Origin of the sequence: Pararhizobium qamdonense (genome assembly GCF_029277445.1) — a bacterium.
GTDB classification, from domain to species: Bacteria; Pseudomonadota; Alphaproteobacteria; order Rhizobiales; family Rhizobiaceae; genus Pararhizobium; species Pararhizobium qamdonense.
Genome location: NZ_CP119566.1, coordinates 584,903 through 606,621 on the forward strand (window position 1 = coordinate 584,903; position 21,719 = coordinate 606,621).

Below are 21,719 nucleotides of genomic sequence, written 5' to 3' on the forward strand. Positions count from 1 at the left end.
ATGGTCTTTCCTATCTTATTCGGCAGCCTGCGGCAGCGCGCAGCCTGTGGTTTCCGGCCTGCCGCCGGAAAGCGTCTTCTGGCCCAGCGCGATGGTGACGACCACTGCGGCGCCGGCGGCCACCGAAAGCCAGAAGCCATTCTCGGCACCGAAAGTATCGACCACCCATCCCGCCAGAAAGGCGCCGAGCGCCATGCCGATGCCAATGCCGGTCGTGACCCAGGTGACACCTTCGGTCAGCATCGATTCCGGCACCCGGCGTTCGATCAGGCCGAAGGCTGTGATGAACGTGGGAGAGATGGCGATGCCGCTGACGAAGACGGCAAGAGCAAGAAACTGAACCGTATCGGCGATCAGCAGCGGCAGCGCGGTGACCGCCAGCGTGCTGACGGCGATCAGCAATTGCTTGTGCAGTGGCGTGCGCAGGTTCAGCGCGCCAAGGACAAGGCCGAGGACGAAAGAACCGATGGCATAGACCCCGATGACGAAGCTGGCCGCGCCGGGTTGGCCGAGTTCCTTGGTCATGGCCACAGTGGTGACCTCGGCGGTCGCAAACATCGAGCCGACGAAGATCAGCGCCAGCGTGATGATCTGCACCGGGCGCAGGCGGATGGCCGATGTCCGGACCGCTCCGGCGATAGCCGGGCGCACGGCGGGTTCGGTTGATTTCTGCAGGGCGAAAGCGGCGGTGCCGATAGCAAGGAAAATCGTCGAGATCAGCATGCCGGCTTCTGGGAAGAGCGAGACCGCCAGCCCGACAGAGAGCGAAGCGCCGGCAATATAGACCAGTTCGTCGGCTGCGGATTCGAAGGCAAAGGCAGTGTTCAACTCCGGCCGGTCGCGAAAGAGCTCGGTCCAGCGCGCCCGCAGCATGGCCGGCATGCTGGGCATGGCGGCGGCAAGGAGGGCTGCGGCAAACAACGTCCATTCCGGCCAGTTCTGGTTGGCCGACAGGATGAGGAGGGCAAAGGCGATGACCGAGACGCATGTTGCGGGTACGATGATGGCTGTTTGCCCGAACCGGTCCACCAGGCGTGATATCTGCGGCGCAATCAGCGCGTTGGTTAGCGCGAAGGTGGCCGAAACTGCGCCGGCGATCCAATATTCGCCGCGCGTCTGCGACAGCATGGCAACGATGCCGATCGGCGCCATGGCAATCGGCAAGCGGGCAAAGAAGCCGGCTGCGGAAAAGCTCTTTGCGCCGGGAACGCTGAATATTTCCTTGTAGGGGTTGGACATGGGAAGGCTCCTGAAATCGTCCGGTGAACCACTTACATACGTGGCGTATGTCTTAACGTGGTTGCATACCTCGCGTATGTCAACTAAAATACGCGCCGTATGTAAAAATAAATACGCCGCGTATGTAAACAGGAGTTTTTGTGGTCAAGAAGCCTCGCCCGGAAATGATCGCAGAAACGCGCGCCAAGCTCGTGGCGGCAGCGCGCCAAGCCTTTGGCACCATCGGCTATGCGCAATCCTCGATGGATGATTTCACCGCAGAGGCGGGCTTGACGCGCGGTGCGCTCTACCACCATTTCGGCGACAAAAAGGGATTGCTGCAGGCGGTGATCGGGGAAATCGATGCGGAAATGACGGAGCGCCTGCATCAGGTCTCTTCCGTGTCCCCGACACGCTGGCAGGGGTTTGTCGATGAATGCTCGACCTATATCCAGATGGCGCTGGAGCCGGAGATCCAGCGCATCATGTTCCGCGACGGCCCGGCCGTGCTTGGCGATATCTCGCAATGGCCGACCACCAACGGCTGTATCGCCGCTCTCAAGCAAAGTCTGCGCGAACTTAAGCAGGATGGCGTCATCATCGATGTCGATGAGGAAGTGACGGCGCGCCTGATCAATGGCGCCAGCAGCCATGCCGCGCTGTGGATCGCCAATTCCGACGACCCGCAGGAAACCTCTCAGCGTGCGGTGGCGGGATTTCGCACCCTGCTGGAGGCTTTGCGGGTAAAGTAGACGCGGATGCCGGGAGCCTACCCCGTGACGAAATAATAGACCGCCAGCAACAGCCCGACAGCGACCACCAATCCCCGGATCAGCGCCTGCGGCACGCGGCGGGCCAGCCAGACGCCGGCATAACCGCCAAGCGCACCCCCCGGGATCATCACGGCGGCCTGCAGCCAGCCAACGACATTGCCGCCGGCAAAGACGATGATCGCGACACCGGCGATCACCATGGCGAGGAAATTCTTCAGCGCGTTCAGCCGGTGATAATCGCCGCCCTTGGACAGGCCAAGCACGGCCAGCATCATAATGCCCATGCCGGCGCCAAAGAAGCCGCCATAGATGGCGGTAGCAAACTGGCCGAGAAGGCCGAGCGGACCGGCCGGGGCGCCGTCTGCCGCCGTTTTCGGCCGCAGCAGCGGACCGGCGGCGAAGATCAGCGTCGCGGCGATCAGGAGCCAGGGGACCAGCGCCCGGAAGGACGGATTGGACAGCGACAAAAGGATCAGCGCACCAGCAAGCCCGCCGATCAGCGACAGCAGGCCCAGAATGGCGGCCTCGCGCCGGTCCGCCCAGATTTCCTTTGAATAGGCGAGTGCTGATGTAACATAGCCTGGAAACTGGACGATGGAGGAGGTGGCATTGGCAACGATCGGCGGCAGTCCGGCCAGCGTCATGGCGCCGAATGTCAGAAAAATGCCGCCGCCGGCCACCGCATTGACGGCGCTCGACAGGAAGCCTGCCATGAAGAGCAGGATGGCAGTGGATATGGACATGGCGCTCCTCCAGCGGTTGAATCCGGCATAGCGCGCAGTTTCACCGGCGGCAAGACGCGGAAATCATCCTTCGCCGGCTTGCAGCAGGGAGAATTTTTGTCGTGCGGGGATGACAAACGCTGCGCTTTGGTGTATTCGCCCGACCGGTTCGGGAAAAATCCCGTCAGCCGAAAACAAAGAATGGTGAATTCGCTCCTGTTTCTCTTCGGTGAGAAGCAAAACCCTGAGGCGCCTCTTGCGAGGTCTGGTCCGACGGGTTCATCGAGCGCTCTGGCTGTTGCAGAAGAACTTGAGAAGGTTAGGCCCATGAACATCATCCAGCAGCTGGAAGCCGAACAGGCCGCCAAGATTGCCGCCAAGCGTACGCTTCCGGAATTTTCGGCAGGCGACACCGTCCGCGTCAACGTTCGCGTCACGGAAGGCACCCGTACCCGTATCCAGGCCTATGAAGGCGTTTGCATTGCCCGCTCCGGCGGCGGCATCAACGAAAGCTTCACGGTCCGCAAGATTTCCTACGGCGAAGGCGTCGAGCGCGTTTTCCCGGTTTACTCCCCGATGGTCGAAGGCGTCGAAATCGTTCGCCGCGGTAAGGTCCGTCGCGCCAAGCTGTACTACCTGCGCGATCGCCGCGGCAAGTCGGCTCGTATCGTTGAAGACACCGGCGTTCGCGCCCGCAAGCTGAACGACGCCGAACGCGCCGCCGTTCAGGAAGAAAAGGCACGCCTGGAAGCTGAAAAGGTCGCAGCAGCACAGGCTCTGGCCGCCGAAAAGGCAGCCGCCGAAGCCGCAGCTGCAGAAGCCAAGGCTGCTGAAGCCAAGGCAGCCGAGGAAGCTGCTGCAGCCGCCGCCGAGCCGGCAGCAGAATAAGCTTCAATCCCTTGGGATTGTCGGACATTTTTGAAAGGCGGTCTTCGGGCCGCCTTTTTCTTTGGGGGAATGGGAATGGACGATTATCTCAAGACAAACCTTTTGAACTGGGACGACCGGGCGTCACTGCACGCCACCGATACGACCGGAAGCTACCGCATTGACCGGGTGCTTTCCGGCGGCTCGTCGCTGCATGCGCTGGAAGCCGGCGAGATCGGCGATATCGCGGGCAAGGACATCGTCCACCTGCAATGTCATATCGGGCTCGATACGCTGAGCCTCAAACATCTGGGTGCACGCTCCGTCACCGGGCTCGATTTTTCCCCGGTCGCCATCGCTGCGGCGCGGGATTTTGCTCAAAGGGCAGAGACCGAGGCAACCTTCGTCGAGGCCTCGGTCTATGACGCGCCGCAAGCGCTGGAACACCGGACCTACGATATCGTCTTCGTCACCTGGGGCGCCATCCACTGGCTGCCGGATATTTTCAAATGGGCTGGTGTCGTTTCCACCCTGCTGCGGCCGGGCGGCCGGCTCTATCTGCTCGACGGTCATCCAAGGATGTATCAGTACGAAGGCGCTGAGAACGGCCGCCTGTCGCTTGCCTATGGCTGGCGCACGCCCGCCGATCAGCCGCTATTGTTTGAGGAAACCCATACCTATACCGGCGACGAGAGACCGCTCACCCATCAACGCATGTATGAATGGCTGCACCCGGTCAGCGATACCGTCAACGCGCTCCTGAAAGCCGGAATGACTCTCGACTTCCTCAACGAACACGAAATCCTCACCTGGCGGCATTATCCGGCCATGATCGAGACCGGCGAAGACCAGTTCGAACAGGCGCCGGGCCTGCCGCGTATTCCGCTGTCGTTTTCGATCGGGGCGACGAAGGTGCGGTGATCGATCGGCTGACCATCTTGATAAATGTACGGCATTACCGTACATTTATCACTGATGAAAATCCGTTCCGTCCGACACAAGGGATTAAAGCGCTACATCGAGGACGATGATGCGAAGGGTATCCGGCCGGACCTGATCAACCGTGTGCGCAATATTCTGGCCATGCTGATTTCAGCTGTAGATATTGACGGCATAAACGGTCCGCCCGGCTGGCGCATCCATCGCCTGACCGGGGACCGCGCGGGAACTTGGAGTATCTCAGCCTCTGGAAACTGGCGGATCACGTTCGAGCTTGAAGATGGCGAAATAGGAAGTCTGGACTTGGAGGACTATCACTGATGACTGAAATCGTTGAAAAAATCGGTATGACGCCACCGCATGTGGGTGCGTTCATTCGCGAGGAAATCTTGGACGAACTCGGTCTATCGGTTCTCAAAGCGGCAGAAGTGCTTGGCGTGCGCCGCGCGACCCTTTCGGATCTCGTAAACGAGAAAGCCTCGCTATCGCCTGAAATGGCATTGCGGATCGAAAAAGCATTCGGCGTGAGCATGGATACGCTATTGAAAATGCAAGCCTGGTACGACACCGTAACCATGCGTCAGCACGCCGATGAAATTCGGGTGGAGCGTTACAGCCCGAGATATTGAACGGGACCGCGAATAGTCTTGCCAGCCCGCTGGCATCTGTGACAGGTTCCGGTCGCCACAATTCTGGAGCCGCCCATGTTTTTCCGCCGCACCCTTCTCGCCGGCCTGACCGCCCTTGTTCTTTCTCCTTTGAATTCTGTGGCCGCCGGTCTGCCGGATCTTGGCGGACGCACTGTCACCGTGGTCACCGAGAATGCCTATCCGCCGCTGCAATTCGTCGATGCGAAGAGTGGCAAGGCGACCGGCTGGGAATATGATGCGATGGAAGAGATCGCCAAGCGGCTGAATTTCAAGCTGGAAATCCAGAACACGTCCTGGGATGCGATGATCCAGTCGGTGTCCGACGGCCAATACGATATCGGCATGACCGGCATCACCATCAAGGACGAGCGCAAGGCGAAGGTGGATTTCTCCGATCCATACATGCGCTCGCAGCAGTTCATGCTGGTGCGCGGCGACGAGAGCCGCTTCACCGATGCCAAGACATTTGGTGCTTTCACGGACGGCCTGGTCGGCGCCCAGCCCGGCACCTCGCCGTTCTACACCGCTGTTTACGAGATGCTTGATGGCAACGAGCAAAACCCGCGCGTCAAACTGTTCGAGACATTCGGCGCGACGGTGCAGGCCCTGAAGGCCGGCGATGTCGATGTCGTGCTGACTGACAGCGTTGCCGCCAAGGGGTATGTCGATTCCTCGGCCGGTGGCCTGAAGGTGGTCGGCGGGCCGCTCGGAACCGAGGATTTCGGCTTCATCTTCAAAAAGGGTTCCGATCTGGTCGCGCCGGTTAATGCCGCGATTGCGGCACTGAAGGCGGATGGCACGCTCGACAAGCTGAACCAGAAATGGTTCGTCGATTACAAGATGGGCGAATGATCGCCCGCCGATGACGCCTGCGCACGACACATCTCAAAAGGGCGACTATCCCTGGTGGCTGGTCGCCCTTGCCGTGATCGCCGTGGCGCTGGCCGTGGTGATCATGTCCAGTGGTGTGTACCGCCAGGTCTTCGCCATTGTTTCCACCGGTATCGGCATCACCATTTTCGTCACTTTGTGCGGCTTTTTCTTCGCCACGGTGCTCGGGCTCGCCATCGCGCTGATGGCGCTGTCGGACCGGGCAACGCTGCGCCAGATCGCCCGTTTCTACACCGAGGTGATCCGCGGCATCCCGATTCTGGTTCTGCTGTTCTACATCGCCTTTGCCGGCGCCCCCGCCCTGGTCGCCGCCATCAATTTTCTCCTCTCGCCGCTGATTTCCGCCGGTGCCATGGAGCCGATGGTGGTGCGCGACCTCTCCCTGATGTGGCGGGCGATCATCGCGCTTTCGATCGGCTATTCTGCCTTCATCGCCGAAGTGTTCCGTGCTGGCATCCTGTCGGTCGACAAGGGGCAGATCGAGGCGGCCAAGGCGCTCGGCCTGTCGCGCTATCAACGCTTCCGGCTGGTCGTCTTCCCCCAGGCCATCCGCATCATCCTGCCGCCGCTCGGCAATGATTTCGTGGCAATGGTCAAGGATAGCTCCCTGGTCTCCGTCCTCGGCGTCGCCGATATCACCCAGGCAGGCAAGATCTACGCATCCGGCTCGTTCCGCTTCTTCGAAACCTATTCGATCGTGGCATATATTTATCTGATCCTGACGGTCGGCCTGTCGCTCGGTTTGCGGCGGCTGGAACAGAGACTACGGAAAGGGCAGAGGGCATAGGTTGACTGCCGCAACCCTCTTCTCCCCAGCGGGGAGAAGGTGCCCGAAGGGCGGATGAGGGGGCGGAACGCCTCCGATTTCGTGGAAAGACCCCCTCATCGCCTTACTGCGTTCGGCACATCTCCCCGCTGAGGAGAAGGGGGAGATGGCGTGCACCACCACTTTCATCTGTCTAATTGCCGAACCGTCAAAATATTGCTATATCCGCCTCCATGGAATCCAAATTCGGATGTTACGAGCAGAAAATCGTCGTGCTGCAGGACCACAAGCGTCTGCCGGCACGGTTTTTTGCGTGCGTTTCCGGCGCGTTGAGCAGCCGGCTTATCTGACCGCCGGGGCTTGACCCGGCCGGGTGACCGGCGCCTTCGCCGGAATTTTCCTTTTTCACAATGCCCGAACTTCTTCACAATGCCCAAACTTCACAATGGATGCACAGCCATGAGCGCACCGCGTACCCTCTACGACAAGATCTGGGACGACCATCTGGTCGATCAGCAGGATGACGGAACCTGTCTTCTCTATATCGATCGCCATCTCGTTCACGAAGTGACGAGCCCGCAGGCGTTCGAAGGCCTTCGCTTGACGAACCGTCAGGTCCGGGCTCCGCAAAAGACGCTGGCAGTCGTCGATCACAATGTGCCGACCTCGCCGGATCGCCATCTTGGCATCAAGAACGAGGAAAGCCGGATCCAGGTCGAGGCGCTCGCCCAGAATGCGGCCGATTTCGGCGTTGAATATTATTCGGCCAGCGATATCCGCCAGGGCATCGTCCACATTGTCGGGCCGGAACAGGGCTTTACCCTGCCGGGCATGACCATCGTCTGCGGCGATAGCCACACGTCCACGCACGGCGCTTTCGGCGCACTGGCCCACGGTATCGGCACGTCCGAGGTCGAGCACGTGCTTGCCACCCAGACGCTGATCCAGAAGAAGGCCAAGAACATGCTGGTGCGTGTCGATGGCGTTCTGCCGGAACATGTCACCGCCAAGGATATCATTCTTGCGATCATCGGCGAGATCGGCACGGCCGGCGGTACCGGCAGCGTCATCGAATTTGCCGGCGAAGCCATCCGCGCGCTGTCGATGGAAGGCCGCATGACGGTCTGCAACATGACGATCGAAGGCGGTGCCCGTGCGGGCCTGATCGCGCCGGACGAAAAGACCTTCGAATATATCAAGGGAAAACCGCGCGCGCCGAAGGGCGAGGATCTCGAAAAGGCCATCGCCTACTGGAAGACGCTGCAGACCGACGAAGGCGCGCATTATGACCGCGTCGTCGTTTTGAATGCCGCCGACCTTCCTCCGATCGTGTCCTGGGGTTCCTCGCCGGAAGACGTCATTTCTGTTCAGGGCATCGTGCCGAACCCGGACGAAATCGCCGACGAAAACAAGCGCACCTCCAAGTGGCGCGCGCTCGATTATATGGGCCTGAAGCCGGGCACGAAGATCACCGATATCACGATCGACCGCGTCTTCATCGGCTCCTGCACCAATGGCCGCATCGAGGACCTGCGCGAAGTCGCCAAGGTCGTCGAAGGCAGGACCGTTGCCTCGACGGTTTCGGCGATGATCGTTCCCGGCTCCGGCCTCGTCAAGGAACAGGCGGAGGCCGAAGGTCTCGACGTGATCTTCAAGGCAGCCGGTTTCGACTGGCGCGAGCCCGGGTGCTCCATGTGTCTCGCCATGAACGACGACCGCCTGAAGCCCGGCGAACGCTGCGCCTCCACCTCCAACCGCAACTTCGAAGGCCGCCAGGGCTTCAAGGGCCGCACACACCTCGTCTCGCCTGCGATGGCTGCTGCGGCGGCGGTCTCGGGCCATTTCGTCGATATCCGCGACTGGAAATGAGGTTTCTACCCTCCCCTTGAGGGGGAGGGTCGGACCGCAGGTCCGGGGTGGGGTGATCTGCCGCCTGCCTCAACGTTTGCGGTCGTCACCCCCACCCGCAGCTTTGCTGCGACCTCCCCCCTCAAGGGGGAGGCGGAAAGACGACAATGACCCGGAATTCCAACCACCGCCGCCTCATCATCCTCCGCCACGCCAAGTCCGCCTGGCCCGATGGTGTCATCGACGAGGAGCGTCCGCTGTCTGATCGCGGACGCAAGGCGGCCCCCGTCATCGGCGCCTATATGGCACGTGAAAAACTGATCCCCGATCTCGCCCTCGTATCACCGGCCCGCCGCGCACGGGAGACTTGGCAGCTTGTCCATGAGGCTTTGCCGGACGGCGTAGCGGAGCGTCCGGCTGCCGGTCTTTACGAGGTTCCTGCAGACAATATTCTTGCGGTGATCCAGGCTACCGAACAAAATATCCGCACCCTGCTGCTTGTCGGGCATAATCCGGGCTTGGAGGACCTTGCGTCGTTGCTCGTGAAAGATGGCGATGCCGGTGCTGTCGCCAGGATACGCGAAAAATTCCCGACGGCCGGTCTTGCGGTGATCGATTTCGAGATCGGCGGATGGGATGCGGTTGCAGCAGGGACCGGGTATCTTGAGCGGTTCGTGACGCCGCGTTTTCTGGGCTGACGGCGCTCGCGCTACAGGACTTTGACCACCGTGCCCCGCCGCATGAACCGCAAGAGCCGCTTCATGGCCGGCAGGCTGACCGCCACGCAGCCTTCCGTCGGCGGATAGCCTGGTTTGGCAAGGTGGAAGAAGATCGCCGAGCCGCCATTTCGTTTGCGGCTGCGCAGGTTCCAGTCCATCACCAGGCAGACATCATAGAGCTTGTCATCCCGGCACATCTTTTCGTGGCTTGGCGTGAATGGCACGCTGACGGGACGGTTATAAAGCGCGTGGCGGGGTTCGTCGCACCAAAGCAAGTCCTTCGGCGTGAAGCGCAGCGGCAGGGCGGTTTGCAGGCGGGTGATGCGGTCATGGCGGACATAGCCGCCGATCAGGCGCATGGGCGCGATCGGGGTGGCGCCGTCGCCTTCGCGCTTGCGCGCCGTCGTGCCGCTGCGGCCGATGGCGGCCTCCTCGGTGCGTCCGGCAAAGGTCACGAGCGCGCGCGTTGGATTTCCGGGCTTGGTCCTGACGGTGATGGTGCGGGCGGACCTCGCAACCTTTCGGGGTTTCAATCGCATTTTGCTCACAGTTTTTTGCGTTGTGCGTGATCTGAAACATAACAATAGCACTACACAATATGTAACAACCGGGTGAAAGCTTCCGCTGCTTGTCAAAAGCACCGATTGGGTTAGTTTCAACCGGAAGCAAGGAGAAAGACCCATGTCGGCCCGCACCATTCTTCTCGTCGATGACGACAACGACCTGCGCGAAACACTGGTGGAGCAGCTTGCCCTCTACGAGGAATTCACCATTCTGCAGGAATCGACGGCGGCCAAGGGCATCAATACCGCCCGCAACCAGCAGATCGCACTTCTGGTGATGGATGTCGGCCTGCCGGATATGGATGGCCGCGAGGCGGTCAAGCTTCTGCGCAAGGGCGGGTTCAAGCCGCCGATCATCATGCTGACCGGCCACGATACCGACAGCGATACGATCCTCGGCCTGGAAGCCGGCGCCAACGACTATGTCACCAAGCCCTTCCGCTTTGCCGTGCTTCTCGCCCGCATCCGGGCGCAGCTGCGCCAGCACGAGCAGAGCGAAGACGCCACCTTCACTGTCGGCCCCTACACGTTCAAACCCGGCCAGAAGCTCCTGACGCTGGAAAACGGCCAGAAAATCCGGCTCACCGAAAAGGAAGCGGCGATCATCCGCTATCTCTATCGCGCCGAGCAGAAGGTCGTGACCCGCGATGTGCTCCTGGAAGAGGTCTGGGGCTATAATTCCGGCGTTACCACCCATACGCTGGAGACCCATGTCTACCGGCTGCGCCAGAAAATCGAACGCGACCCTTCCAATGCGGAGATTTTGGTGACAGAGAATGGCGGCTACAAGATAGTTCCCTAACGCCTGAGGCTTGATCCCATCCGGTGTCATGCCTCGCTTCGAGGTATCCCTTTGTCGCTGAACGACGATATCGCCCTTTTGTCCCTCGTGCCGCTGTTTGCGAATATCGATGACGACAAGCTGCGGCTGATCGCCTTCGGTGCCGAGCGCCGGCGCCTCAACAGGGGGCAGCAGTTGTTTCGCGAGGGCGCGCCGGCCGATTGCGCCTATGCCATTGCCAGCGGCTCCGTCACGCTGACGCGCCATCTCGTCGATGGCCGTGTCGAGGTGGTCGACACCGTTGGGCGCGGCACGCTGTTGTCCGAGTTGGCGATGATTTCCTTTGTCGAGCGCAAGTTCACGGCGACCGCCGAGGAAGACAGCGAAGTCATCCGCATCAACCGGCCGTTGTTTCGCCGCATGCTGGAGGAATATCCGGAGGTCGCGGTCGTCGTCGAGGGCCGGATCAAGGCAAACCTGCAGGCGATGATCAGCGCCATGCAGAAGCTCGCGCCGAAATTCGGATAGGCGTTTCCTTGCAAGAGCGTTTCCTTTGAGGAGACAGTGTGTTTCGATTGTCGCGCGTCCGCAGCCGCGACTTGCTCTTTCGCGCGCGGTAGTTCTTCCCCATCTATCGGACAACACATCGCCATTAGCGGGATAGACAATCATGAAGAAAATCGGATTCCTTTCGTTCGGGCACTGGTCGCCCTCGCCGCAATCGGGCACGCGCTCGGCTGGTGACGCGCTGCTGCAGTCGATCGATCTGGCTGTTGCCGCCGAAGAGCTGGGCGCCGACGGCGCCTATGTCCGCGTCCACCATTTTGCCCGGCAGCTTGCCGCGCCCTTTCCGCTTCTGGCCGCCATCGGTGCCCGGACGAAGTCGATCGAGATCGGCACGGCCGTGATCGACATGCGCTATGAAAATCCGCTCTATATGGCCGAAGATGCCGGCAGCGCCGACCTGATATCGAACGGCCGCCTGCAGCTGGGCATCAGCCGCGGTTCGCCCGAGCAGGTGATCGACGGCTGGCGCTATTTCGGATTTGAGCCGCAGGACGGCGCAAGCGATGCCGACATGGCCCGCGCGCATACGCAAGCGTTTCTGGAGGTTTTGAAAGGCCAGGGCTTTGCCCAGCCCAACCCGCGTCCGATGTTTCCCAATCCGCCGGGCCTGCTGCGGCTTGAGCCGCATTCGGAAGGCTTGCGCGAGCGCATCTGGTGGGGTGCGAGCTCGAATGCCACGGCGATCTGGGCTGCCAAGCTCGGCATGAACCTGCAGAGCTCGACGTTGAAGAACGACGAAACCGGCGAGCCCTTCCACGTCCAGCAGGCCGCGCAGATCCGCGCCTACCGCCAGGCCTTCCAGGAGGCGGGCCATGCGCGCACGCCGCGCGTGTCGGTCAGCCGTAGCATTTTCCCGCTGGTCGATGACCGCGACCGCGCCTATTTCGGTGGCGCCAGCAAGGAAAGCGATACGATCGGTTATATCGATGACCAGACACGGGCGATCTTCGGCCGCTCCTATGCCGCAGAACCCGAAGCGCTCATCCGGCAGCTGGCTGAGGACGAGGCAATCGCGGAGGCTGATACCCTGCTCCTCACCGTCCCGAACCAGCTGGGCGTGGATTACAACGCCCATGTCATCGAGGCGGTCTTGAAGCATATCGCCCCGGCGCTGGGCTGGCGGTAGGATCTGCTACCGGCATTGATCAGGCGCGGCCTTATCCATCAGGAAAGCCGCGCCCGATTCAGCCTCTGTACGAGGCTCTAAAGATCGAAATGAGCGATGACCGGGACGTGGTCGGAAGGGCGTTCCCAACCGCGGGCTTCCTTTAGGATGTCGACGCGGGTCAGGTGCGGGGAAAGGTCGGCGGATGACCAGACATGGTCGAGGCGGCGGCCCTTATTGGCCGCTTCCCAGTCCTTGGCGCGGTAGCTCCACCAGGTATAGAGCTTTTCCGGCGATGGCGTATGCTGGCGCATCAGATCCACCCAGCCGCCGCCGGTGAGTACTGCCGTCAGGCCTTCGGTCTCGATCGGCGTATGGCTGACGATCTTTAAGAGTTGCTTGTGCGACCAGACATCGTGCTCCAGCGGCGCGATGTTGAGATCGCCGACGAGGATGGAGGAGATTCCCGCCTCGCTTTCGGCATGCAGCAGCTTCATCTCGTTGATGAAATCGAGCTTGTGGCCGAATTTCTGGTTGATCGTCCGGTCCGGCTCGTCGCCTCCGGCCGGTACATAGAAATTGTGGAGGCGGATTCTCTTGCCGGATTTTTCAAACACCACCGAGAGATGCCGGGCATCGCCGACGCCGCAATAGTCGCGCCGGTCGGTCAGCTCATGCAATGGCAGCCGGGAAATGGTGGCGACGCCGTGATAGCCTTTCTGGCCATGGATCGCGATGTGCTCGTAACCCAGCGCCCTGAGCGGCGTGAAGGGGAAGAGGTCGTTGGTGACCTTGGTTTCCTGCAGGCAGAGAATATCGGGGGCTGCCGTCTTCAGGAGATGCTCGACCAGCGGCATGCGCAGGCGCACCGAATTGATGTTCCAGGTCGCGATCGACAATGCCATGCAAGGATTCTTTCCGTGAAAATGCTGCGTGAAAACGAACGCCGCCTTGCGCATTCGCCTAAGAGGTCTTGGAGGCGTTCATCTGCGCTCAAGCCCGTTTTGATCGCCGCTAACGGTGATATCTGTTGCCGCTCAGCTTTTCAATTGCCGCGATCCCGCTTCAGGATGCAGCTTTGCGCAGCGCGTAAAACCCGGTGGCCTTGCGGTTTTATCACCGCGAGGGGTTTGCCCGGACCGTCCGTATGTTCGGAGCAGCATTCTGCTCGAAGGCAGGGATGTCGATGACGTCATGACGGTGCGCCGCACAAAGGCGGCGCACCGGACGGGTGGCTTTGAACCTCAAGACCCCTGAACGGACAGGAGCTGTAAAATCACTGTTTGGGAATCTGGAAGACCTTGTCGTCCATCGGCACGCCGTTCTTGACGTTGAAGATCATCACCGAGGTGTCCTTCTTCTGCGCGTCGGTGATGGTCCACTGGCGCAGGTCGTAGGTCTTCGGGTCAAACATCAGGGTGATCGTCGCATCGCCGAAGATGGTGCGGTCACCGAGCACGATGGTGATCAGGTCCGGCTCTTCCTTGACATCGCGAACCATCTTGCCGCTCAGGTCGATCTCGTCCGACAGGAGCAGCTTCAGCGGGGTCTTTGACAGGGGATAGACGTCCCAGGTCTTCATTTTCTGGTTGCCGATGACCACGGTCCGGCCGTCGGAAATCACCCGCATTGGCGAGGGGGCATCATAGTTGAAGCGGATTTTTCCGGGGCGGCTGATGAAGAACTTGCCGCCGGTCTGTTCGCCGCGCGGGCCGAACTGTACGAACTCGCCGCTCATGGTTTTGACCGAGGCGAAATGGTTGGCGATCTTTTGCGCGACAACTGACTGCTGCGCCTGCGCGGGTTCGATGGGCATGCCGATGAAGGCCAGGGCAGCGACAACGGCAAGACCGCCGACGAAGGTGCGGCGTGACAAAGACAGACGTTTCGTATCCTGTTCAAAATGGCCGGTTCCGGTGTCTGTCATCGCAATCTCCTTCATTTCCAGTCTCATGTGGAGCGCAAGTACGGCACCTTCAAGGCCTTTGCCGCGCGCATCGTCATTTCGCCGTGAGGCCATTCCCGGCAGGGCTTCGCCGGGAATGCCGCTTTGCCGTCAACGGCTTGCTTCAAGATTTATCGGCCGGTGATGTCGCTTTCGGTCGGCACCAGGATTTCGCGCTTGCCCGCATGGTTGGCGGCACCGATGATGCCTTCCTGCTCCATGCGCTCGATCAGCGAGGCCGCCCGGTTATACCCGATGCCGAGACGGCGCTGGACATAGGATGTGGACGCCTTGCCGTCGCGCAGAACGATGGCGACCGCCTGGTCATAGGGGTCGTCGGATTCGGCAAGGTTGGCGGTGCCGGCCGGGCCGCTGCCGCCTTCGCCGTCATCGTCGTCATCCTCGGTGATGGCGTCGAGATATTGCGGCGAGCCCTGCGTCTTCAGATATTTGACGACATCCTCGACCTCGGTGTCGGAAACGAACGGGCCATGCACACGCTGGATGCGGCCGCCACCGGCCATATAGAGCATGTCACCCATGCCGAGCAGCTGTTCGGCGCCCTGTTCGCCGAGAATGGTGCGGCTGTCGATCTTCGACGTGACCTGGAAGGAGATACGGGTCGGGAAGTTGGCCTTGATCGTGCCGGTGATGACATCGACCGACGGACGCTGCGTTGCCATGATCACGTGGATACCGGCGGCGCGCGCCATCTGCGCCAGGCGCTGGACGGCCCCTTCGATATCCTTGCCGGCCACCATCATCAGGTCGGCCATTTCGTCGATGATGACGACGATATAGGGCATCGGCTGCAGGTCGAATTCTTCCGTCTCGTAGACGGCCTCGCCGGTCTGGCGGTCAAAGCCGGTCTGGACGGTGCGGCTGATCTGCTCGCCCTTGGCCATGGCCTGCTCGACACGCGAATTGAAGCCGTCGATGTTGCGCACGCCGATCTTCGACATCTTCTTGTAGCGCTCTTCCATCTCGCGCACGGTCCATTTCAGCGCGACGACCGCCTTCTTCGGATCGGTGACGACAGGCGAGAGCAGGTGCGGAATGCCGTCATAGACGGAGAGTTCGAGCATCTTCGGATCGATCATGATCAACCGGCACTGCTCCGGCTTCAGCCGGTAGAGGATCGACAGGATCATGGTGTTGATGGCAACCGATTTACCCGAGCCGGTTGTACCGGCAACGAGCAGATGCGGCATCTTGGCGATATCGACGATGACGGGTTCGCCGCCGATCGTCTTGCCGAGCGCCATGGCAAGACGGGTCTTGCTGGTCTCGAAATCGCGCGAGCCGATCAACTCGCGCAGGTAAACGGTCTCGCGGCGCTGGTTCGGCAGTTCGATGCCGATGGCGTTGCGGCCGGGAACCACGGCGACGCGGGCGGCGATCGCCGACATCGAGCGGGCGATATCGTCGGCCAGGCCGATGACGCGGGACGACTTGATGCCCGGTGCGGGTTCAAGCTCGTACATGGTGACCACAGGCCCCGGGCGGACATGGATGATCTCGCCCTTGACGCCAAAATCCTCCAGCACGCCTTCCAGCATGCGGGCATTCTGTTCCAGCGCATCGGCAGACAGGGTTGCGTCGCGGGCGACATTTTTCGGCTCGGCGAGGAAATGCAGCGGCGGCAGGGTGAAATCGTCATCATCGGAAACCAGCGAGGCCTGCGCCTCGCGCTCGATGCGCTGGCCGGTCTTGGGGCGCGGGGCGGCCGGAACGACGCGGGCGGTCGCCTGCGGCATCGCCGGCTTGCGCGGTGCCGGAACTGGCGCCCAGTCGGCGGCGGGATCGATGTCATCGTCGTCGTCGGGCATGATGTCGGTGGAGGCGCGGCGGTTGTCAAGAACGGGGAAATCATCGTCCTCATCATCCATCGACATCGGAGGGGCGTCCACGGCGCGGCGCTCGGAGCGGTCGAGAGACGGTTCGACCCGCTCGGAGCGGGCAATGGGCTTTGGACGCGACGGCTCGTTCAGCGTGCCGAATTCATCACCGTTGAAATCATAGGGTTCGTCATAGTCGCGCGTTGCCGGCTTGCGGCGGCCGGTCAGGCCGAACAGGCGGCGGATGCGGGCCTGGGCGGTAAAGCGCATATGGGTGAGCGCGCCGGCCATCACCATGATGATGCCTTCGGATTCGTCGTCTTCCGATTCGTCGCTGACGGTGCGGGCCTTGCTGGGCGCGGGTGCCTTAACGTCGATCTCGTCCTGCGGATCGGATACGCCGATGAGGCCGGCGCTGTAGATCAGGAAATAGGCGGCAGGAAGCGTGAAGAGAACGGCGAGCACCGTGCCGAACGTGCCGCTCGGGTAGGTGCCGGTGAAAAGGGCCGGAAAGCGCAGGATCATGTCGCCGAAGACGCCGCCAAGGCCGTTTGGCAGCGGCCAGGTGACCGGGGCCGGAATGCAGCTGAGCGCTGCGGACGCCAAGACCGAGCCCAAGAACCAGGCACCGCCACGCTTGACGATATGATCGAAGGGCTTGGCCATGATCAGCACCAGGCCCCAGGCAACCACGGGCAGCAGCGACACGACGCTGGCAATGCCGAAGAACTGCATGAAGATATCGGCAAAGGCAGCGCCGGTATAGCCGAGCAGATTGGTCGGGGCATCGGCGGTCGCATAGGAGAAGCTGGGGTCAGCGACATTCCAGGTCGATAGAGCGGCGATTGCGAAGCCGAGCGCGGCGAAAATTGCAAACCCCGCCAGGGCGGCGATCTGCTTCCAGACGAATGTGGAAAGCACAAACCGGTTGGAACGGTTGTCGTATACCGCCTGATTGCTTCTGCTCATGATGACCTGCTGCCTGTTATTCCGGAAAAACGCCATGCGCGCATGTTTCCAAGGTAAGCAGAGGAGGGTTAAAGCCCTATTAACCTTGACGCTTCGTTTACGTGAAAGAGGGCTGAGAGGCCAGTTTTCACCACTGGAACCGGTTTTGCGGCGGGCGAAGACCGTCTGAGAGCAAAAAAAAGACCCGGACGGGAGGTCCGGGTCAAAAGCGGTCGCGCACGAGGCGAAACCGCGACGGGACTGGTTGCGGAGCCGGTTTGCCGGCTCCGCAGGTTGCTTACGAGTGGTAGGCGGCTTCGCCGTGCGAGGAAAGATCGAGACCTTCGCGTTCGGCTTCGACCGGAACACGCAGACCGACGACCACATCGACGATCTTGTAGAGGATCGCCGAGCCGATGCCGCACCAGGCGATGGTGACGAGAACGGCATAGAGCTGCGTCATGAACTGGCCGCCCATGGTGACGCCGTCGGCATAACCGATGCCGCCGAGCGAGGACGAGGCGAAGATGCCGGTGGCCAATGCACCAAACAGACCGCCGATGCCATGGACGCCGAACACGTCTGCCGTGTCGTCATAGCCGAACTTGTTCTTCACCACGGAGACGAAGAAGTAGCACAGCGGCGAAACGATTAGACCCATGACGATCGCACCCATCGGGCCGACAATGCCGGCGGCGGGGGTGACGGCGACGAGGCCGGCGATCATGCCGGAAGCGGCACCAAGCATGGACGCCTTGCCGCGGGTGAAGGTTTCAACCAGCGACCAGGAGATGATGGCAGCGGCTGTCGCGATGAAGGTGTTGACGGTGGCCAGCATTGCGCCGCCCGAGGCTTCGAGGTTGGAACCGGCATTGAAGCCGAACCAGCCGACCCAGAGCATGGCAGCACCGACAAGCGTCAGTGTCATGGAATGCGGAGCCATCATGTCCTTGCCGAAGCCTGTGCGCTTGCCGACCATGATCGCGCCGATCAGACCGGCAACGCCGGCGTTGATGTGAACGACCGTGCCGCCGGCGAAGTCGAGCGCGCCCCAGCCGAAGATCAGGCCGTTTGCGTCCCAGACCATGTGGGCGATCGGGAAGTAGACGAAGGTTGCCCACAGGACGCAGAACAGGACCGCAGCCGAGAACTTGATGCGTTCGGCAAAGGCGCCGACGATCAGGGCGGGCGTGATGGCCGCGAAGGTCATCTGGAACATGATGAAGATCATTTCCGGAATGACGACGCCATCAGAGAACGTGGCGGCGGTGGAATCCATGGTGACGCCCGAGAGGAACATCTTGGCCGTGCCGCCCCAATAGGGCGATGTCGAGCCGCCGAAGGCGAAGGAATAGCCGTAGATGACCCAGATCAGCATGACGGCGGAGCCGGCAACGGTGCACTGCATCAGGACCGAGAGCATGTTCTTGGCGCGTACGAGGCCGCCGTAGAACAGGCCAAGGCCTGGGATGAGCATGAACAGGACGAGGATGGTGCAGACGAACATGAAGGCGGTATCGCCCTTGTCCGGAACCGGTGCGGCGGCGACTGCTTCGGCTGCTGCCGGGGCGGCTTCCTGCGCAAAGGCGACGGCCGGAGCGAGAAGAGCTGCGGCTGCAGCGCCCACGCGTCCAAGAGAGGTAGAAAGTTTAAATGAAGACATTGACATGTAGCTCCCTGAACGGCCGTGACTTACAGCGCTTCTGTGTCGGTTTCGCCGGTACGAATGCGCACGGCATGGTCAATCGAGTAGACGAAGATCTTGCCGTCGCCGATCTGGCCGGTCTTGGCTGACGTGGCGATCGCTTCCACGGCCTTGTCGACGATTTCGGTGGCAACGGCGATTTCGATCTTCAGTTTTGGCAGGAAGCTCACGGCATATTCGGTGCCGCGGTAAATTTCCGTATGTCCCTTCTGACGTCCGTAACCCTTCACTTCGGTCACGGTCAGGCCTTGGATGCCAACGGCAGTGAGGGCTTCGCGAACCTCATCGAGCTTGAACGGCTTGATAATGGCCATCACAATTTTCATCTGGTTTCCCATCCTTGTTCCACTTTCGGCTCGGGGCCGTCTCTCCTTGCCGCCGAGCACATTTCCCCAACGACTGCTCTTAGCTATTCAAGGGGCGTGCCAGTTTGGGAGTGGATGGGTAAGTCCATGAAAAGACACGGAAATGCCACATTCCGCCGGTGACTTGCGGCGGAATGTCAAAAATTTGTCAAATTAAAAGATGAAAAAATAGGCTGAATCGAAAAATTGGCGCTTTTTTATTCAGATGCCTTTTTCCGGATCAGGCCTTCCTGGGCAACGGACGCGATGAGCATCCCGGAGCGATCAAAAAGGCTGCCACGCGTCATACCGCGTGCACCGAAAGCGCTGGGGCTGTCTTGCGTGTAGAGCAGCCAGTCGTCCATGCGGCAGGGGCGATGGAACCACATGGCATGGTCGAGGCTCGCCACCTGCAGGTCGCGGTCAAACACCGAGGTGCCGTGCGCGTAAAGTGCGGTATCCAGCAGGGTCATGTCGGAGATATAGGCAAGCACCGCCGCCTGGATATGGCGCTCGTCCGGAACGGTGCCGACGGCTTTCACCCAGACGTCCTGCGACGGCTCCAGCTTGTCGCGCGAAAAATAGTGTTTCAGCGAAACCGGGCGGATCTCGATCGGCCTTGGCCGCTCCCAGTAACGGCGGACGGCTTCCGGCGCATTGGCGAGATATTTTTCCTTAATATCCTGTTCGCCCATCAGCGTTTCCGGCGGCGCGAGATCCGGCATGGTGATCTGGTGGTCGAAGCCCTCCTCGTCGAACTGGAAGGAGGCCGAGAGCGAGAAGATCGCCTTGCCATGCTGGATGGCAACGACGCGGCGGGTGGCAAAGCTCGATCCGTCGCGGATGCGGTCGACATCGTAGATGATCGGCACGGCGGGATCGCCCGGCCGCATGAAATAGGCGTGCAGCGAATGCACATAGCGGCCTTCGCTGACGGTGCGCTGGGCTGCCACCAGCGCCTGGCCGATCACTTGTCCGCCGAACACGCGCTGCCAGCCGACCTGCGGCGAGCGGCCGCGAAACAGGTTCTCCTCCAGCTTCTCCAGATCCAGCGTCTGCAACAGGACGTCCATCGGGGCGGGGTTTTCGGCAGGGCGCGGCATTTCGGCAATCTCCTGGGGTCGAGCGCCCAAGCGGTAGGAACGAGCGCATCAATGATCTATATAGGCCATAAGCAATGCTCAAGAGCGACGGGAGAATGAGAGATGATCGATGTGCTGATTGCGGGCGGCGGTTATGTCGGGTTGTCGCTGGCCGTATCCATCAAGAAGGCCGCCCCGCATCTGTCCGTGAGCCTGATCGACGGTGCGCCGGAAACCGCCTGGAAAAAGGACGAGCGCGCCTCGGCGATCATCGCGGCGGCTTCGCAGATGCTCGACGTGCTCGGTGTCTGGAGCGAGATCGAGCCGGAGGCCGAACCGATCCGGCGCATGGTCATTACCGATTCAAAGACCGCCGATCCGGTCCGCCCGGTCTTCCTGACCTTCGAGGACGAAAAGGTCGAGGGCCGGCCCTTTGCCCATATGGTGCCGAATGTCGCCCTGGTCGGCGCATTGCGCAGGGCTGCCCTGGAGCTCGGCGTCGAGATCCGGCAATCGACGGCGGCTACAGGCTTCAAGAGCGGCGATCACTCGGTTTCCATCGACCTTGCGAAGGGCGGGGCGATCGAAGCGCGGCTGCTGGTGGCCTGCGATGGCGTGCGCTCAAAACTGCGCGATGCCGCCGGCATCAAGACCGTCGATTTCGATTATGGCCAGTCTGGTATCGTCACGACAGTCGAGCACGAGCGGCCGCATGAGGGCACAGCGGAAGAGCATTTCCTGCCCGCCGGCCCCTTCGCGACGCTGCCGCTCAAGAACAACCGTTCCTCGCTGGTCTGGACCGAGCGGACGCGCGATGCCGACCGGCTGATCGCCAGCGACGACCTGGTGTTCGAGGAAGAGCTGGAGCGCCGCTTCGGCCACAAGCTCGGCACGCTGAAGGTCGTCGGCGGACGCCGCGCCTTTCCGCTGGGGCTGACGCTGGCACGCGATTTCATCGCGCCGCGCTTTGCCCTTGCCGGCGATGCCGCCCATGGCATTCACCCGATTTCGGGCCAGGGCCTCAATCTCGGCTTCAAGGACGTGGCAGCCCTTGCCGAAACCATCGTCGATGCCGACCGCCTCGGTCTCGATATCGGCTCGCTCGCCGTGCTCGAACGCTACCAGAGCTGGCGCCGCTTCGACACATTCCGCATGGGCGTCACCACCGACGTGCTGAACCGGCTGTTTTCCAACGATGTCACGCCGGTGCGCGCCCTGCGCGATTTCGGGCTGGGGCTGGTTGATCGCATGCCATCGGTCAAATCGTTCTTCATCCGCCAGGCGTCGGGGCTCGGCGGGCAGACCGAACCGAAGATGCTGGGTGGGCAAGCGATTTGAACGGGGCGCCGGTCCTCGTCGCATTGTCAGAGCGTGTGGAAACTTACCCCCTCTGTCACTATCGTGACATCTACCCTCAAGGGAGGAGATCGTTCTTTTTCCTTGTGCCC

22 protein-coding genes are annotated in these 21,719 nt (G+C 61.4%); 13 read left to right on the plus strand and 9 right to left on the minus strand.

The features are described from left to right. Window positions 1-15: 15 nt before the first annotated feature. A complete protein-coding gene (locus tag PYR65_RS02845) occupies window positions 16-1,239 on the minus strand; it encodes an MFS transporter (protein WP_276119823.1) in 1,224 nt (407 codons plus the stop codon). A gap of 164 nt (window positions 1,240-1,403) precedes the next feature. Here PYR65_RS02845 and PYR65_RS02850 point away from each other — a divergent pair, with 164 nt between their 5' ends. Further along, entirely contained in the window at window positions 1,404-1,970 is a 567-nt protein-coding gene (locus PYR65_RS02850) for a TetR/AcrR family transcriptional regulator (RefSeq protein ID WP_276120947.1), read from the plus strand. A gap of 17 nt (window positions 1,971-1,987) precedes the next feature. On the opposite strand, the gene PYR65_RS02855 is transcribed toward PYR65_RS02850, so the two are convergent. Further along, on the minus strand, window positions 1,988-2,734 hold the full coding sequence (locus tag PYR65_RS02855) for a sulfite exporter TauE/SafE family protein (RefSeq protein ID WP_276119824.1): 747 nt from the start codon (window positions 2,732-2,734) through the stop codon (window positions 1,988-1,990). A 306-nt stretch (window positions 2,735-3,040) separates the two neighbouring features. On the opposite strand from PYR65_RS02855, the gene rplS reads away from it, so the two are divergent. The 8 genes from rplS to PYR65_RS02895 all read left to right on the plus strand — a co-directional run bounded on the left by rplS (window position 3,041) and on the right by PYR65_RS02895 (window position 9,372). Continuing rightward, entirely contained in the window at window positions 3,041-3,601 is a 561-nt protein-coding gene (rplS, locus tag PYR65_RS02860; protein ID WP_276119825.1) for a 50S ribosomal protein L19, read from the plus strand. A 75-nt stretch (window positions 3,602-3,676) separates the two neighbouring features. Beyond that, on the plus strand, window positions 3,677-4,501 hold the full coding sequence (locus PYR65_RS02865) for a class I SAM-dependent methyltransferase (protein ID WP_276119826.1): 825 nt from the start codon (window positions 3,677-3,679) through the stop codon (window positions 4,499-4,501). 24 nt (window positions 4,502-4,525) lie between these two features. Then, window positions 4,526-4,840, plus strand: coding sequence for a type II toxin-antitoxin system RelE/ParE family toxin (locus PYR65_RS02870; protein ID WP_244490161.1), 315 nt, complete (start codon window positions 4,526-4,528; stop codon window positions 4,838-4,840). Next, the gene (locus tag PYR65_RS02875; RefSeq protein WP_276119827.1) at window positions 4,840-5,148 is read left to right on the plus strand and encodes a HigA family addiction module antitoxin; all 309 of its coding nucleotides are present in this window, start codon (window positions 4,840-4,842) and stop codon (window positions 5,146-5,148) included. The genes PYR65_RS02870 and PYR65_RS02875 overlap by 1 nt, the downstream gene beginning before the upstream one ends. Window positions 5,149-5,223: 75 nt before the next feature. Then, entirely contained in the window at window positions 5,224-6,021 is a 798-nt protein-coding gene (locus tag PYR65_RS02880) for a basic amino acid ABC transporter substrate-binding protein (protein WP_276119828.1), read from the plus strand. A gap of 10 nt (window positions 6,022-6,031) precedes the next feature. After that, window positions 6,032-6,847: an amino acid ABC transporter permease gene (locus PYR65_RS02885; RefSeq protein WP_276119829.1), complete on the plus strand. Its 816-nt coding sequence runs from the start codon at window positions 6,032-6,034 to the stop codon at window positions 6,845-6,847. A gap of 438 nt (window positions 6,848-7,285) precedes the next feature. Beyond that, window positions 7,286-8,695: a 3-isopropylmalate dehydratase large subunit gene (gene leuC / locus PYR65_RS02890; RefSeq protein WP_276119830.1), complete on the plus strand. Its 1,410-nt coding sequence runs from the start codon at window positions 7,286-7,288 to the stop codon at window positions 8,693-8,695. 146 nt (window positions 8,696-8,841) lie between these two features. Continuing rightward, on the plus strand, window positions 8,842-9,372 hold the full coding sequence (locus PYR65_RS02895; protein WP_276119831.1) for a SixA phosphatase family protein: 531 nt from the start codon (window positions 8,842-8,844) through the stop codon (window positions 9,370-9,372). Window positions 9,373-9,383: 11 nt separating this feature from the next. Here the strand turns inward: PYR65_RS02895 and PYR65_RS02900 are convergent, their stop codons facing one another. Beyond that, entirely contained in the window at window positions 9,384-9,932 is a 549-nt protein-coding gene (locus PYR65_RS02900) for a L,D-transpeptidase family protein (RefSeq protein WP_276119832.1), read from the minus strand. Window positions 9,933-10,074: 142 nt separating this feature from the next. Between PYR65_RS02900 and PYR65_RS02905 the strand changes: the two genes are divergently transcribed. The 3 genes from PYR65_RS02905 (at window position 10,075) to PYR65_RS02915 (ending at window position 12,430) form a co-directional block, all read left to right on the plus strand. Further along, window positions 10,075-10,758 (plus strand): response regulator transcription factor, encoded by a 684-nt coding sequence (locus PYR65_RS02905; protein WP_060638444.1) that lies wholly within the window; start codon window positions 10,075-10,077, stop codon window positions 10,756-10,758. Window positions 10,759-10,809: 51 nt separating this feature from the next. After that, window positions 10,810-11,265 (plus strand): cyclic nucleotide-binding domain-containing protein, encoded by a 456-nt coding sequence (locus tag PYR65_RS02910; protein WP_060638445.1) that lies wholly within the window; start codon window positions 10,810-10,812, stop codon window positions 11,263-11,265. A gap of 142 nt (window positions 11,266-11,407) precedes the next feature. Beyond that, window positions 11,408-12,430: an LLM class flavin-dependent oxidoreductase gene (locus PYR65_RS02915; RefSeq protein WP_276119833.1), complete on the plus strand. Its 1,023-nt coding sequence runs from the start codon at window positions 11,408-11,410 to the stop codon at window positions 12,428-12,430. 77 nt (window positions 12,431-12,507) lie between these two features. Here PYR65_RS02915 and PYR65_RS02920 read toward each other — a convergent pair whose 3' ends face one another. The 6 genes from PYR65_RS02920 to tesB all read right to left on the minus strand — a co-directional run bounded on the left by PYR65_RS02920 (window position 12,508) and on the right by tesB (window position 20,292). Next, the gene (locus tag PYR65_RS02920; protein WP_276119834.1) at window positions 12,508-13,314 is read right to left on the minus strand and encodes an exodeoxyribonuclease III; all 807 of its coding nucleotides are present in this window, start codon (window positions 13,312-13,314) and stop codon (window positions 12,508-12,510) included. A gap of 371 nt (window positions 13,315-13,685) precedes the next feature. After that, window positions 13,686-14,336, minus strand: a complete 651-nt coding sequence (locus tag PYR65_RS02925; protein WP_276119835.1) for an outer membrane lipoprotein carrier protein LolA — start codon at window positions 14,334-14,336, stop codon at window positions 13,686-13,688. Window positions 14,337-14,485: 149 nt separating this feature from the next. After that, the gene (locus tag PYR65_RS02930) at window positions 14,486-17,161 is read right to left on the minus strand and encodes a DNA translocase FtsK (protein WP_276119836.1); all 2,676 of its coding nucleotides are present in this window, start codon (window positions 17,159-17,161) and stop codon (window positions 14,486-14,488) included. A gap of 277 nt (window positions 17,162-17,438) precedes the next feature. Continuing rightward, a complete protein-coding gene (locus PYR65_RS02935; protein WP_276119837.1) occupies window positions 17,439-18,803 on the minus strand; it encodes an ammonium transporter in 1,365 nt (454 codons plus the stop codon). 29 nt (window positions 18,804-18,832) lie between these two features. Next, a complete protein-coding gene (locus PYR65_RS02940; RefSeq protein ID WP_060638449.1) occupies window positions 18,833-19,183 on the minus strand; it encodes a P-II family nitrogen regulator in 351 nt (116 codons plus the stop codon). A gap of 224 nt (window positions 19,184-19,407) precedes the next feature. After that, entirely contained in the window at window positions 19,408-20,292 is an 885-nt protein-coding gene (gene tesB, locus PYR65_RS02945; RefSeq protein WP_060638450.1) for an acyl-CoA thioesterase II, read from the minus strand. A 102-nt stretch (window positions 20,293-20,394) separates the two neighbouring features. Between tesB and PYR65_RS02950 the strand changes: the two genes are divergently transcribed. Next, the gene (locus tag PYR65_RS02950) at window positions 20,395-21,609 is read left to right on the plus strand and encodes a ubiquinone biosynthesis hydroxylase (RefSeq protein ID WP_276119838.1); all 1,215 of its coding nucleotides are present in this window, start codon (window positions 20,395-20,397) and stop codon (window positions 21,607-21,609) included. Window positions 21,610-21,719 lie beyond the last annotated feature (110 nt).